This window comes from Vibrio breoganii (assembly GCF_001677275.1).
Taxonomy (GTDB): domain Bacteria; phylum Pseudomonadota; class Gammaproteobacteria; order Enterobacterales; family Vibrionaceae; genus Vibrio; species Vibrio breoganii.
In genome coordinates, this window is sequence record NZ_CP016177.1 from 206,954 (window position 1) to 222,137 (window position 15,184).

Here is a 15,184-nt window from a genome sequence, read left to right on the forward strand (position 1 = left end):
CAAAGTTTGCACGAATTTTTGTTGACATCCCCCTCATAAATTTACATTATCTAGACATATAGACGTCTAAACGTTCAAGGTTATGAGATTGTGCTGACGCACAGGGAGAATAAATATGGGATACACACACGCAAGCCACATCGATGCATTGAATCAAAATATCGCTGAGCTTTCCGACAACATCAATGTCTCTTTTGAGTTCTTCCCTCCAAGTAGTGAAAAAATGGAGGAGACCCTGTGGAACTCCGTGCATCGCCTTAAAACCTTGCAACCTAAATTTGTCTCCGTAACCTATGGCGCGAACTCTGGTGAGCGTGATCGCACACACTCAATCATTAAAGAAATCAAAAGCCAAACGGGTTTGGTTGCGGCTCCCCACTTAACCTGCATTGATGCCTCTCGTGAAGAGTTGATTACTATTGCTGATGATTACTGGAAGAATGGCATTGAGAGTATCGTTGCACTGCGTGGTGATATTCCACCGGGTGGCGGTCACCCTGACATGTATGCATCAGACCTTGTTGAACTGCTGAAAGCGCGTCATGACTTTGATATCTCAGTAGCGGCTTTTCCAGAGGTTCACCCTGAAGCGAAAAGTGCACAGGCAGACCTATTGAACCTGAAGCGTAAAGTCGACGCAGGTGCAAACCGAGCAATCACACAGTTCTTCTTTGATGTAGAGAGCTATCTTCGATTCCGCGACCGCTGTGCGGCAACAGGTATTGATGTAGAGATCGTTCCGGGCATTCTGCCAGTATCAAACTTTAAGCAGGCATCACGCTTTGCGGCGATGAATCATGTGAAGGTACCAGGCTGGATGGCGCAGCAGTTCGAAGGTCTAGATGATGACCCAACCACTCGTCAGCTAGTAGGTGCAAGTCAAGCGATTGATATGGTGCGTACTTTGAGCCGAGAAGGGGTTAAGGACTTCCACTTCTACACTCTAAACCGTGCTGAAATGACTTATGCGCTTTGCCACACGCTGGGTGTGCGTCCTCAGCAAGTCGCTGTTTAAACGTTAGAAACTAAATAAAAACAAAGGACCTAGTGCATAATGTGCTAGGTCCTTTTGTTTGTCAGCTAAGCAATCTCGCCCAGCACTTCTTCTGCCCATTCATTCCACGCTTCGCGAGTAAGAAGGTTGCGGCGCAGTGTTAGGCGCTCAATCTTTTCTTTTTGGTTCAGAAGGCGAGTATCGGAGTAATGAGTACCCTCGATCTCTTTGTAAAACTGAACCAGCTTACGAGAGTCGTTTAGTGCATGTTGCAGCTGGTCTGAAAAACCTTCCGCAGGCTGAACTTCACAAGCGTAAAGTTTAGCGGCAAATTCATCTCGCACCGTTGGGTGTGAGATAGGTTGATCAAACCACTTAGCTAGAGCCTCGCGGCCGAGCTCTGTGATGGAGTAAATCTTTTTATCGGGTTTTCCTGATTGAGGTTGTAACTCACAAGTCACTAACTCATTTGCGGCCAGTTTGTTTAGCTCACGATAAACCTGCTGGTGGCTCGCTTTCCAGAAATAGCCGATGCTATAAGAAAACTTTTTTGTAATGTCGTAACCGGTAGCATCTCTTGTGCTTAGTACGGTCAATATAACGTGTGGTAATGACATGTTTTTCTTCCATATACTGCATATAAAAACAACGCACCGATCTGACTCTATATTGGTCTTAATTGAAGAGTGCGAGCCACTCAAGGTTTCCTTGAGCGCATGTATTACCTTTTAAGCCATTCTCACCTGAGAAAGTTGATTTTATTATGTTCAATAGACAGGGGATATTGTGTCTCTGGTTTGTTGTTGAAACCCAAGATGCCCTACCTATAAGCTAACAGTTTACTATGATTTGATAACGTTAGATTAACGCAAAATAAGTATTACAAAAACATGTTTACGGCTTCTAGTCTCATATTGCTAACTGGATCATAAAGACGAAAAAAAGCCCCAGCTTAAAAAGCTAGGGCTTAGATAGTTATCACAATATACGGTTGAACAATTAGCCTGTGTTGCGCATGCCAGCAGCAATACCTGCAATTGTGATCATAAGCGCTTCTTCTAGGTCAGGATTATTTTCTTCCGTTTTCCTTGTGCGTTTAAGAAGCTCCACTTGAAGCATGTTCAATGGATCTACGTAGATGTTACGTAGACGAATTGACTCAAGGCCCCATGGGTCGCTTTGCATCAGGTTCTCGTTGTTCTCAACCTTCAGCACCGCTTGGATGTCTTTTTGCAGTTGTGTACGTAGGCTCTCACCTAGGCGCCATAGAGAAGGGTCTGTCAGTTTCTCATCGTACAGCTTTGAGATATCCATGCTGCACTTGTAGTACACCATCTCTAGCATGCCTAAGCGTGTAGAGAAGAATGGCCACTCGCGACACATCTCTTCTAGTAGCTCAAGATGGCCCTCATCGATAGAGTACTGAATGGCTTCACCGGCACCTAACCACGCTGGAAGTACCAGACGGTTTTGGCTCCATGAGAAGATCCATGGGATAGCACGTAAGCTCTCAACGCCACCATTAGGGTTACGCTTTGAAGGACGAGAACCAAGAGGCAGTTTGCCTAGTTCAAGTTCTGGTGTAGCTGCGCGGAAGTAAGGGACAAAGTCAGGTTCGCCACGAACAACGCCACGATAGGCCTCACAAGACACCTGCGACAGCACTTCCATCAGATCACGCCAATCTTTCTTTGGCTCTGGTGGTGGAAGCAGGTTCGCTTCAAGAATCGCACTGGCGTATAAGTTCAGGCTGTTCACCGCGACTTGAGGAAGACCCAGCTTAAAGCGAATCATCTCACCTTGTTCTGTTACACGAAGGCCGCCTTGGAGGCTTTTTGGTGGCTGAGAAAGCAGTGCAGCGTGCGCTGGAGCGCCACCACGACCGATAGTACCGCCACGACCGTGGAATAGAGTCAGGTCAATGTTCTGTGCGTCACACACCTTAACCAGTTTGTCCATCGCGTCATACTGAGCCCAGCCAGCCGACATAACGCCCGCATCTTTCGCTGAATCAGAGTAACCGATCATGACCATCTGCTCGCCTTGGATAAATCCACGGTACCAGTCGATATTGAACAGTTGCTGCATAACCGCTTCAGAGTTGTTCAAGTCATCCAGTGTTTCAAACAAAGGACAAACCCCTAGGCGGAATTTACAGCCTGCTTCGCGAAGCAGTAGATGAACCGCTAATACATCTGAGGCTGTGCGCGCCATTGAGATAACGTACGCGCCAAAGGCTTCAATTGGGTGCTCAGCAATGGTCTTACAGGTGTCAATTACCTCTTTAACTTCAGCAGAAGGTTCCCAGTTGTGCGGGATAAGAGGGCGGTTCGAGCTTAGCTCTTTAACTAAGAATGCAACCTTGTCTTGTTCACTCCATTGGTCGTAGTCACCCAGACCAAGGAAGCGAGTCACTTCAGAGAGTGCATCTGAGTGGCGCGTGCTTTCTTGACGAATATCCAAACGAACGAGATGAACGCCGAAACACTTGATGCGTCGCAGGGTATCAAGCAGTGAACCTTCTGCAATGACACCCATGCCACACTCATGCAAAGAGGTGTAGATGGTGTGTAGCGGGTTCCAAAGCTGATCGGCACTTTCAAGGATTGGCAGATTAGGAACCGTAGAGCCTAACACCTTAGCGTCGATAACTTGTTGAGTGTTGCTTAGAAGTGTACGAAGCTCTTTAAGGATCGCACGGTACGGTTCATGGCTGTCACCGGCAAGCTCACGTACAGTTTCATTACACTTAGTCATTGAAAGCTCAGTGATCAGCTCCTCAATGTCTGCATGATAAAGGTCAGCCGCCTTCCAGCGAGATAACCACAATACTTCTTGAGTGATGTTGTGAGTCACAAATGGGTTACCGTCTCGGTCACCACCCATCCATGATGAAAAGTGCACAGGACGAGCATCAATAGGTAGGCGCTCATCGAGATGTGTTGAGACACGGTCGTCCAACTCACGTAAGAAGTCGGGAATGGCTTCCCAAAGAGAATTTTCTACTACCGCAAAGCCCCATTTAGCTTCATCAAGAGGTGTCGGGCGTTGCTGGCGAATAACGTCAGAGTGCCAACTTTGTGCAATAAGCTGCTCTAGGCGACGCTCTGTTTTAACACGCTCAGAGTGACCGATATCGCTTAGCTCTAGCTTAGATAAACAGTCATTGATCTTTAGAAGCTTGTTGATCATAGTACGACGCGTCACTTCAGTCGGGTGAGCAGTCAATACCAATTCGATGTTGAGGTTGTTGATGGCCTCTGACGCTTCAGCTTTTGAGATGTCTTGAGAATTTAGCTTGCTGAAAAGAGTTTGAATGACATCGGGTTCACAAACCTGCTCTTCGCAATGACGAGAAATAGTGTGGTACTGATCGGCGATGTTAGTCAGATTCAAAAATTGGTTGAACGCGCGCGCTACAGGAATGAATTGATCATCCGGCAGATTTTCAATCTCATTGATTAGGGCTTGTCGATCTTCTTGGTTGCCACTGCGAGCTGATTTGGACAGTTTACGAAGGGTCTCAACTTTGTTGAGAATGTCCTCTCCGTGGGCATCTTTGATGGTTCTGCCAAGTAGATTGCCAAGCATCTTAACGTTACTTGTGAGTGCAGAATATTTCTTGTTCATTACATTGAGCCTCGTAAATAAATTACATACCGTTCCTTGAGTTGGTATCCAATCTATCCAAGAAAAGGGGCAAGAGTCAAACTTTGAACAAAATTGTTTGAAAAACCAGCATTGAAATTGATTTCAATCATAACCGCTGGTTTTTGTAAACTTAGTGTTGAAAGTTTATTTCATAAATTGTTACGACTTGTCTGAAAAACAGTACTGATTTATGGATTTCTTGAGTATTGCAATCGTTGGGTCAATAAAATCTAAGCTTAGATACTCATCAGGTTGATGAGCTTGATCGATAGAACCTGGCCCCATAACTAAGGTCGGGCACAACTCCTGTAAAAACGGTGCCTCGGTGCAATAGTTGACGGTTTGAGATTCTGTTTCGCAAATGTCCTGCATCTCATGAATAAAATGATGCTCAGCGTGGCATTCATAGCCGGGTATCGGCTCGTGCAGAGGCGTAATATCCAAACGGCCCGGCCACTTTTGCATGATTGGTTGCAGATACTCTTGAAGAAGCTGATCAAGGCTCTCAAGGCTTAGCCCTGGCAAAGGCCTTAGGTCATAGTGCAGTTCACAGCAGCCACAGATACGGTTGGCACTGTCACCACCATGAATGTGCCCAAGATTCAGCGTAGGGCTTGGGATGGCAAAGCCAGGGTGATGGTAATCCTTTACCAGTCTCTGCTTCAATTGCATTAACGAATACATCACCTCATGCATGATCTCAATGGCATTAATACCTAGGGCAGGATCAGAGGAGTGGCCTGATTTACCCGTAATACGAATGGAATTAGCCATATGCCCTTTGTGACCACGCACGGGTACCAAGCTAGTCGGCTCGCCAATGATGCAATAATCAGGCTTAAATGGCGCTTCTTTGGTGAAATGCCTTGCCCCGAGCATAGTGGTTTCTTCATCACAGGTCGCAAGAATGTATAGGGGCTTGGTTTGTGCGCTCCAATCTGTGCCACTGGCTTTCATCTGTTTTACCGCATCAAGAATAAAGGCAAAGAAGCCTTTCATATCCGCAGTACCTAAACCGTAGTAGCGATTATCCGCCAACGTCAGTTGATGTGGGTCGAAATTCCAGCGTCCTTCATCAAAGGGCACAGTATCGGTATGTCCAGCGAGAAGAAGTCCTCCCTCGCCGCTGCCCAATTGAGCCATCAGGTTCACCTTGCCCGGTTCGATTTCTTCCGTGGTGACGGTAAAGCCTAGGTCCTCAAACCAGGTGGCCAGTTTCGCGATAACTTGAGCGTTACCTTCATCCCATTTTAGGTCACTTGAACTAATGGAAGAGGTGCTTATCAAGCCTTGGTAAATATCAACAAATTTAGGTATTGGCATATTATCTTCGTATCCACTATTGACAGATAACTGATGAAAGGTTAAAACACATAATAAGTCACAAGAAATGAATAAAAAAGCACAATAAGTATTTTTTATTACATTTATAATCAAAAATGCAGAGTCGGTTGATGAGTAACGAAAAACAACTAAAAGTAGCGATTATCGGAGCTAGCGGCTACACAGGCGCTGAACTCGCAAATATGGTGTTTAAACATCCTAGCCTCACGCTATCAGGTTTGTACGTGTCAGCCAACAGCCTAGACGCAAATAAGCCTATTAGTCAGTTACATGGCAAGTTATTAGGCAAGATTGATATGCCGTTATTGCCTCTAGAAGATGTAGAAGCAGTGGCTCAATCGGTAGATGTGGTTTTCCTTGCTACGGCGCACCAAGTGAGTCACGACCTAGCGCCACTGTTTTTAGCCCAAGGTTGTCAGGTGTTTGATCTATCGGGTGCTTTCAGAGTTCAGGCTGAAGGATTCTACCCAGAATACTACGGCTTTAAGCATCAGCACTTAGCAGAGCTTGATAATGCCGTGTATGGCCTAGCGGAGTGGAACAAACAGCAGATTGCGAAAACCGACCTTGTTGCTGTGGCAGGCTGTTATCCAACCGCTTCACAGCTGGCCATCAAGCCAGTTCTAGAAGCAGGTTTGGTAGATACTCATCAGTGGCCAGTGATTAATGCGGTCAGTGGTGTATCAGGTGCTGGCATCAAAGCGAGCCAAGTGAACAGCTTCTGTGAAGTGAGCTTGCAGGCCTATGGCGTATTTACTCATCGCCATCAACCAGAGATTGCCAGCCATTTAGGTCAGGAGGTTATTTTTACTCCGCACCTCGGTAACTTTAAGCGTGGCATCTTAGCGACCATCACCATTAAGTTGGCTGAGGGCGTATCGGCTGAGCAGGTTGAGCAAGCATTTGAAGCAGCGTATGGCGATGCTGAATTAGTAAGACTAAAACACCAAGTAATGCCAAAGATTCAGGATGTCGAGCATACCCCGTTCTGTGATATCGGCTGGAGCGTTAAAGGCTCTCACTTAATCGTGACATCTGCTATCGACAATCTATTAAAGGGTGCATCCTCACAGGCGATGCAGTGTTTGAATATTCGTAACCAATTCCCAGAAACAACGGCGTTGTTTTAAGCGATGGCAAAGGAACCAGCTATGAGCACATTACCATTAGTCATTAAATTAGGTGGGGCCGCACTGGAGTGCAGTGAGACTCTATCTAAATTGTTTAAGGCCATTGAGCAAGCTTCGCAACAGTCTCAGCGTTCAATTGTGATCGTGCACGGTGGTGGCTATTTAGTGGATGAGTTGCTAAACAGCCTGCAATTAACCTCTACCAAGAAAGATGGATTGCGTGTCACGCCTGTTGAGCAGATCCCACTTATTACGGGCGCACTAGCGGGTACCGCCAACAAAATGTTGCAAGGTGAGGCGATCAAAGCGGGCTTAAAAACAGTGGGTTTGTGTTTAGCCGATGGCGGATTGTGTAAGGTTGAGCAACTTGATCCTGAGCTTGGCGCGGTAGGCAAAGCGGCTCCGGGAGACTCAAGCCTATTGCAAGGGATTTTGGCGACGAATACACTGCCAATCATCAGCTCTATTGGTCTAACAAATAGCGGTCAAATGATGAACGTTAATGCAGACCAAGCTGCGGTTGCTGTAGCGGGTGCACTGGATGCCGAACTGGCTTTGCTTTCGGATGTAAGTGGAGTGCTCGATGGCAAAGGTCATCTGCTAGAGAGTCTCAATGAACAACAAGCTGATGCATTGATTCAAGGACAAGTCATCACCGATGGAATGATCGTTAAGGTTCAAGCCGCATTGCAAGCTGCAAGCGATTTGGGCCGACCTATTCAAGTAGCCTCGTGGCGATACCCAGAAAAATTAGACCAACTGTTTGCAGGGCAAAACGTTGGCACCCTTTTTCAGCCTGAATAACAGGCATTTACATTTAGTGAACGGAAATTACTAGGAATGTTGCAACAACAACCTTCCTACTTATCGGAGAATTTATTATGAGCAAAGTAAGCGTAAATAAGGTTGTCGTTGCCTATTCAGGTGGTTTGGACACTTCAGTGATCATTCCTTGGCTTAAAGAGAACTATGACTGTGAGGTTGTGGCGTTTGTTGCTGATGTAGGTCAGGGCGAAGAAGAACTACAGGGCATTGAAGAGAAAGCGAAAGCATCGGGCGCATCTTCTTGCTACATTGCTGATCTTAAAGAAGAAATGGTTGCAGACTACATCTTCCCAACCCTTAAGACGGGTGCATGCTACGAAGGTAAATACCTGCTAGGTACCTCGATGGCTCGTCCTATCATCGCAAAAGCGCAGGTAGAAGTAGCGCGTAAAGTGGGTGCTGATGCACTGTGTCATGGTTGTACTGGTAAGGGTAATGACCAAGTTCGCTTTGAGGGCGCATTTGCTGCTCTAGCACCAGACCTACATGTGATTGCCCCTTGGCGTGAGTGGGATTTAGTGAGCCGTGAAGAGTGTCTAGATTACCTTGCTGAGCGTAATATCCCGTGTTCTGCATCGTTGACCAAGATCTACTCTCGTGATGCAAATGCATGGCATATCTCAACAGAAGGCGGCGTATTAGAAGATACGTGGAATGCGCCAAACGAAGATTGCTGGGCATGGACCGTAGATCCAGAGCAAGCGCCAAACGAATCAGAGACGGTGACCGTTAAGGTTGAAAAAGGCGAAGTGACTGAAATTGATGGCGAGAAAATGACGCCATACAACGCGCTGGTTTACCTAAATGAAAAAGGTGCTAAGCACGGCGTTGGTCGTATCGATATCGTAGAAAACCGTCTTGTGGGCATGAAGTCTCGTGGCTGCTACGAAACTCCGGGTGGCACAATCATCATGGAAGCACTGCGTGCGGTAGAGCAACTGGTGCTTGATAAAGCCGCTTTTGAATTCCGTGAAGAGTTGGGCGTTAAAGCCTCTCACCTAGTGTACGATGGCCGTTGGTTTACTCCGCTATGCAACTCAATTCTTGCAGCTACAGAAGAGCTAGCTCAAGACGTTAACGGTGAAGTGGTTATCAAATTGTACAAAGGACACGCAACTGTTATTCAGAAGCGTTCTGACAATAGCCTTTACTCGGAAGAGTTTGCTACATTTGGCGAAGATGAAGTGTACGACCAGAGCCATGCGGAAGGCTTTATCCGTCTATACTCGCTTTCAAGCAGAATCCGCGCTCTTAACGAACTAAAGAAATAGCGTCAAAAATAGAATACAGTAAGCACTAGACCAAGGAATTTCAGGAGAAAACAATGGCATTATGGGGCGGTAGATTTACCCAAGCAGCAGACACTCGGTTTAAACAGTTCAACGATTCACTTCGCTTTGATTACCGATTGGCTGAGCAAGACATTGTAGGTTCGATCGCTTGGTCTAAGGCTCTGCATTCTGTTGATGTCCTGACCGAAGAAGAACAGCAGAAGCTTGAACTGGCGCTTAATGAGTTAAAGCTTGAGGTGATGGAGGATCCAGAGCAGATCCTTCACTCTGACGCTGAAGATATCCACTCGTGGGTTGAGCAGCAGCTTATCGGTAAGGTGGGCGACCTTGGTAAAAAATTGCATACCGGTCGTTCTCGTAATGATCAGGTGGCTACGGATTTAAAACTTTGGTGTCGCCAGCAAGGCAATCAACTGTTGATTGCTCTTGATAAGCTGCAAACCAAGATGGTTTCAGTAGCAGAGCAACATCAAGGCACTGTTCTGCCTGGCTACACTCACTTACAACGTGCACAGCCGGTGACATTTGCTCACTGGTGTCTTGCGTATGTCGAGATGCTTGAGCGTGATTACTCAAGATTAAGTGATGCTATTAAGCGCCTTGATACTTGTCCTTTAGGCTCTGGCGCTCTTGCGGGTACCGCTTACCCAATGGATAGAGAGCAGTTGGCTCATTCTCTTGGCTTTCGTCGCGCCACTCGCAACAGCTTAGATTCAGTATCAGACCGTGACCATGTGATGGAGCTAATGTCTATTGCATCACTCTCTATGCTGCACCTATCTCGCCTAGCTGAAGATATGATCTTCTACAACTCTGGCGAATCTAACTTTATTGAATTAGCCGATACAGTGACCTCAGGTTCATCACTGATGCCGCAGAAGAAGAACCCTGATGCACTAGAGCTAATTCGTGGTAAGTGCGGTCGTGTGTACGGCTCTTTGGCTGGCATGATGATGACAGTTAAGGCTTTGCCACTGGCGTACAACAAAGACATGCAAGAAGACAAGGAAGGCCTATTCGACGCCTTAGATACTTGGAATGACTGCATGGAAATGGCCGCACTGTGCTTTGAGGGCATCAAGGTTAACGGTGAGCGTACGCTTGAGGCCGCTAAGCAAGGCTATGCTAACTCCACTGAGCTTGCGGACTACCTAGTTGCGAAAGGCATACCATTCCGTGAAGCGCACCATATTGTAGGCGTAGCAGTGGTTGCAGCGATTTCTAAGGGCTGTGCGTTGGAAGAGCTTACTCTCGAAGAGCTAAAACAGTTCTCTGAGGTCATTGAAAATGATGTGTACGATATTCTGACCATAGATTCTTGTCTTGAAAAGCGTTCTGCTCTTGGCGGCGTGAGTCCAACACAAGTCGCTTACGCGGTAGATCAAGCTCAGCAACGTTTAGAGCAAAGAGACACTTCTGGGGTGAAAGTACGTGCGGCTCGCTTAACGGACATCGATACCCTAGAAGGCATGGTGGCGTACTGGGCTGGTCTTGGTGAGAACCTACCTCGTAATCGTAGTGAGCTTATTCGCGATATCGGCTCCTTTGCGGTCGCTGAGCATCATGGTGAAGTGACGGGCTGTGCATCCTTGTATGTCTATGACTCAGGGCTTGCTGAGATTCGCTCTCTGGGTGTTGAAGCAGGCTGGCAAGGTCAAGGGCAGGGCACAGCTATTGTGCAGCACCTAGTTGATCGTGCGCGCCAAATGGCTATTAAGAAAGTCTTTGTACTGACTCGTACACCTGAGTTCTTTATGAAGCACAGCTTTATTCCGACCTCGAAGATGCTACTGCCTGAGAAGGTACTCAAAGACTGTGAGCAATGTCCTCGTCAGCACGCTTGTGATGAGGTGGCTCTTGAGTTCAATCTCAATGAGCAAGTGATCGTTAAGGTAAACGTGGCTTAAGCTAAAGCTCGAAAAGTTGAAATTAAAAGGAACTCACTGGGAAGGGCAGGGTCTATTACTGTACCACTGCTTTTCTTAGACAGTTTCTAAGACGGCCCTTGAACAGAGATAGTTCAGGGGCCTTTTGTTTTCTATGCAGTTCACTTCTCAAATCCCTTCTTTTTGACGCTAAATGCCTATCCCTTCGGCGCAAATTTTCTCTACAATGTTTTTTTTTGTTTTATAGAGAGCAACACCTCATGATTGAACGCCAACAAACCAAACAGCGCATGAGTCGCATCGTAAAGCACAACGGCACCATTTACCTTTGTGGTCAGGTCTGTGCAGATGCAACTCAAGGCATCAAAGAACAAACGCAAACCATGTTGGATAAGGTTGAGGAGCTATTGCTAGAGTCTGGTAGTGATAAAGAGCACATGCTTTCAGCCACTATCTACCTGAAAGATATGCAATATTTCCAAGAGATGAATGCAGTGTGGGATGCGTGGATTCCAGAAGGGCATGCTCCGGCGAGAGCCTGTGTGACTGCGGATATGGCAAGAGAGGCCTTGCTGGTGGAAATTTCAGTGGTTGCCGCTGAAAAATAAAAAACCTGCAACATTGGTTCGAAAGAAAAATGTCGCAGGCTAGATTGATTCAAATAAGGTGATTAACAGCCAGGACCACAGTCTAGGCAATGCTTAATCATCTCAGGGCCTAGGTGTAGTTTAGCGTTTAGGTCCCTTAGTGCAGTTCGAACACCCTCTTCGATCACTGGGTGATAGAAAGGCATATCCAGCATTTGAGAGATGGTCATCTTGTTCTGATGCGCCCAAGCAAGTAGGTGTGCTAAATGCTCTGCGTTGGGTCCCATCATCTCCGCACCTAAGAAACGTCCAGTTCCTTGTTCACCATAGACATTCAAAATGCCCTTGTTACGCAGCATAACGCGAGAGCGGCCTTGGCCTTCAAAGGATACGGTTCCTGTTTCAAAGCAGCCACAAGTGCCTAGACGCTGTGAGATTTGACGCAAAGACTCACCTACCATTGCAATCTGTGGATCGCTGAAGACTGCCGAGATGGTCGAGCGACGCAAGCCTGCTCTGATATCCGGGAAGCGTCCCGCGTTATCGCCAGCGATACGCCCTTGATCCGCCGCTTCGTGAAGCAATGGGATTTGATTGCTTGCATCACCCGAGATAAAGATGTTCTCTACCGAGGTCTGCATTGTGTATGGGTCAGCTGTGGGCACCCCTTTTGCATCCAGTTCAACCGGAGTGTTTTCTAACCCGAGATTATCAACATTCGGGCGACGGCCAGTAGCAGCCAAAACGAAATCCACTTCAAAGCGTTCTGTTTCACCCGAGCGGTTGATGAAGTCGATCTCAACTTTGTCTTCATTGCGAACCATTCTCTCTACTTCTACATCGGCATCCAAATAGAACTCTTCTTGGAAGGTTTTATCTGCGTATGCCATTACCTCAGGGTCGGTTAGTGGGCCAACTTGCCCGCCTACACCAAATACCTTCACTTCAACGCCTAAGCGGTGTAGAGCCTGACCTAGTTCCAGGCCAATCACACCTGGGCCAAATACAGCCACGGATTGAGGAAGATCATCCCACTCGAAGACATCATCATTGATGACCAATCTATCGCCTAGCTCATTCCATATTGCTGGATAAGCGGGTCTTGAACCTGTCGCAATGACAATGCGCTGTGCATTGATCTGTGTGTGGTCATCTACAAGGAGTGTCGAGTTATCAACAAATTGAGCGTAACCGCGAATCTTATCTTCCGCTGGGATCTCATCAACGCCCTCGAGAACAAACCCAACAAAACGGTCGCGTTCGCTCTTGATGCGCTGCATAACCTGCTTACCATCTATACGGATCTCACCTTGAGGATGCACACCAAATTGCGGTGCTTTCTCAATCTGATGGACGCTCTCAGCCGCCGCAATCAATAGCTTAGAAGGCATGCAGCCTACTCGTGCACAGGTCGTACCGTAAGGACCGCCTTCGATCATGACTACCGAGTCTGTGTGAGCTTTGGCCGCACGATAAGCCCCAAGGCCTGCTGTGCCACCACCAATTACTGCTACGTCGACGTTCAATGTCTTCATGGAAACCTCTAAGAATTCTGTGTTAGTTCATATAACCAAGGGTTCACTCATCGTTAGGTAAACCTAGCTTAATATCACTTGGGTATATCAACTAGGCCCGCCGTTTTGCGGGCCTTATATTGAATCGGTCTTTGTTACGAAGTGCTTACGCTAGGTATGTTTCTAGCTCTTCGCTACCACCGATGTGCTTACCGCCGATGAAGACTTGTGGCACTGTTGAGCGACCAGTGATTGCACGTAGCGATACTGTGGTTGCGTCTTTACCCAATACGACTTCTTCATATTGAAGACTCTTGTCGATTAGGTTTTGTTTCGCTTTTGCACAGAAAGGACAGCCTGGTTTAGTAAATACTGTGATTGACTCTTGCGCTTTGTATTCAGGAGCAATGTAGTTAAGCATGGTATCTGCATCAGAAACTTTGAACGGGTCGCCCGGCTCGTTTGGTTCGATGAACATCTTCTCTACAACGCCGTTTTTAACCAGCATGCTGTAGCGCCATGAGCGCTTACCAAAGCCTAGTTCTTTCTTATCAACGAGTAGACCCATGCCATCAGTAAAGTCACCGTTACCGTCTGGGATGAAGCGAATGTTTTCTGCTTCTTGGTCTTCTTTCCAAGCGTTCATTACGAAGGTATCGTTGACTGATACACATACAATCTCATCAACGCCGTGCTCTTTGAATACAGGGAACAACTCGTTAAAGCGAGGTAGGTGGCTAGATGAACATGTTGGAGTAAACGCGCCTGGCAGGCTGAATACAATAACGGTTTTATCTTTAAAGATGTCGTCAGTGGTTACTTGAGTGAATGCGTCACCAACGCGAACTGGGAATCTAACTTGTGGTACAGCTTGACCTTCTTTAGATGCAAACATAGTGATGTCCTTTTAATTATTTAAGTTAGGGACTTAGCCCTTTTCTGTTTTGTTGGAGCCATTATTAGCGATTTCTTTTGATAGGCATAATCGTTTGATGCTATGGTTTCAATAGATAAATCTTATCGAGATCAAAGTGATGAATATTAGAGATTTTGAATATTTGGTGTCTTTAGCTGAACATAAGCACTTTCGAAAAGCCGCAGAAGCGTGTTTTGTCAGCCAGCCAACCTTGAGTGGGCAAATCCGTAAACTAGAAGATGAACTCGGCACCGCATTGTTGGAGCGCAGTAGTCGCAAGGTGCTGTTTACTGATGCTGGGCTCTTGTTGGTGGAGCAGGCAAAAAAAATACTGGCAGAGGTAAAGCAGTTCACTGAGATGGCGAGTGCACAAGGAGACTCGATGGAGGGGCCGATACATATAGGTTTTATTCCTACAGTAGGCCCATACTTGATGCCGTTGATTGTCCCAAAGATAAAACAAGACTTTCCTGATCTAGAGTTATTCCTGTATGAAGCGCAAACCCATCAATTGGTGGCACAGTTGGAAGAAGGGAAGTTAGATTGCCTTATCTTGGCGGCAGTTAAGGAAACGGAGCACTTTAAAGAACTCGAGATCTACGAAGAGCCACTAATGATTGCCGTTCCAGAGAACCACCCATGGGGAGGGTTGTCGAGCTTTGATATGCAAAAACTCAACGGCAATACCGTGCTGTCATTAGGGGATGGGCATTGCTTGAGAGATCAAGCACTAGGATACTGCTTTGCCGCTGGCGCTGAAGACGATCAGCGATTTAAGGCAACCAGCTTAGAGACCTTAAGGAATATGGTTGCAGCAGGCAGTGGCATTACCTTGTTGCCTGAGCTTGCCGTGCCCCATGAAAAATCAAAGGATGGGGTGAGTTATATTCCGGCGGAAAACCCAACGCCGTGTCGCAAGCTGGTGTTGGCTTATCGCCCAGGTTCACCGTTCAAGCCGAGATTTGAATCCTTGGCTCGTTACATCTCAGATTGCCTGAACTAAAAGAAAAGACCCGGCCAAATGAGCCGGGTCTTTATTATTGTT

General features: G+C 46.8%; 12 protein-coding genes. 7 read left to right on the top strand and 5 right to left on the bottom strand.

Features of this window, described 5'->3' with window-relative positions; genetic code table 11:
* The first annotated feature begins 115 nt into the window (after positions 1–115).
* Positions 116–1,015: a methylenetetrahydrofolate reductase gene (gene metF, locus A6E01_RS01005; protein WP_017029418.1), complete on the top strand. Its 900-nt coding sequence runs from the start codon at positions 116–118 to the stop codon at positions 1,013–1,015.
* A gap of 65 nt (positions 1,016–1,080) precedes the next feature.
* On the opposite strand, the gene A6E01_RS01010 is transcribed toward metF, so the two are convergent.
* The 3 genes from A6E01_RS01010 to argE form a co-directional block, all read right to left on the bottom strand.
* The gene (locus A6E01_RS01010) at positions 1,081–1,611 is read right to left on the bottom strand and encodes a PadR family transcriptional regulator (RefSeq protein WP_065209397.1); all 531 of its coding nucleotides are present in this window, start codon (positions 1,609–1,611) and stop codon (positions 1,081–1,083) included.
* Positions 1,612–1,993: 382 nt separating this feature from the next.
* A complete protein-coding gene (ppc, locus tag A6E01_RS01015; RefSeq protein ID WP_065209398.1) occupies positions 1,994–4,624 on the bottom strand; it encodes a phosphoenolpyruvate carboxylase in 2,631 nt (876 codons plus the stop codon).
* Between the two features lie 180 nt (positions 4,625–4,804).
* Positions 4,805–5,968: an acetylornithine deacetylase gene (gene argE, locus A6E01_RS01020; RefSeq protein ID WP_017031409.1), complete on the bottom strand. Its 1,164-nt coding sequence runs from the start codon at positions 5,966–5,968 to the stop codon at positions 4,805–4,807.
* 131 nt (positions 5,969–6,099) lie between these two features.
* Between argE and argC the strand changes: the two genes are divergently transcribed.
* From argC to A6E01_RS01045, 5 genes are all read left to right on the top strand, one after another.
* Positions 6,100–7,119, top strand: a complete 1,020-nt coding sequence (gene argC / locus A6E01_RS01025) for an N-acetyl-gamma-glutamyl-phosphate reductase (protein ID WP_017029422.1) — start codon at positions 6,100–6,102, stop codon at positions 7,117–7,119.
* 21 nt (positions 7,120–7,140) lie between these two features.
* Positions 7,141–7,923 carry an acetylglutamate kinase gene (gene argB / locus A6E01_RS01030; RefSeq protein ID WP_017029423.1) on the top strand — a complete coding sequence of 261 codons (783 nt, stop codon included), beginning with the start codon at positions 7,141–7,143 and terminating at the stop codon, positions 7,921–7,923.
* Between the two features lie 77 nt (positions 7,924–8,000).
* Positions 8,001–9,215, top strand: coding sequence for an argininosuccinate synthase (locus A6E01_RS01035; protein WP_065209399.1), 1,215 nt, complete (start codon positions 8,001–8,003; stop codon positions 9,213–9,215).
* 53 nt (positions 9,216–9,268) lie between these two features.
* A complete protein-coding gene (gene argH, locus A6E01_RS01040; protein WP_017029425.1) occupies positions 9,269–11,143 on the top strand; it encodes an argininosuccinate lyase in 1,875 nt (624 codons plus the stop codon).
* A gap of 239 nt (positions 11,144–11,382) precedes the next feature.
* On the top strand, positions 11,383–11,730 hold the full coding sequence (locus tag A6E01_RS01045) for a RidA family protein (protein ID WP_065209400.1): 348 nt from the start codon (positions 11,383–11,385) through the stop codon (positions 11,728–11,730).
* Between the two features lie 62 nt (positions 11,731–11,792).
* On the opposite strand, the gene A6E01_RS01050 is transcribed toward A6E01_RS01045, so the two are convergent.
* Together A6E01_RS01050 and A6E01_RS01055 are read right to left on the bottom strand one after the other, a co-directional pair.
* A complete protein-coding gene (locus tag A6E01_RS01050) occupies positions 11,793–13,244 on the bottom strand; it encodes a dihydrolipoyl dehydrogenase (RefSeq protein ID WP_065209401.1) in 1,452 nt (483 codons plus the stop codon).
* Between the two features lie 145 nt (positions 13,245–13,389).
* Positions 13,390–14,118, bottom strand: coding sequence for a glutathione peroxidase (locus tag A6E01_RS01055; protein ID WP_065209402.1), 729 nt, complete (start codon positions 14,116–14,118; stop codon positions 13,390–13,392).
* 139 nt (positions 14,119–14,257) lie between these two features.
* On the opposite strand from A6E01_RS01055, the gene oxyR reads away from it, so the two are divergent.
* A complete protein-coding gene (gene oxyR / locus A6E01_RS01060) occupies positions 14,258–15,142 on the top strand; it encodes a DNA-binding transcriptional regulator OxyR (protein WP_065209403.1) in 885 nt (294 codons plus the stop codon).
* Positions 15,143–15,184: the final 42 nt, after the last annotated feature.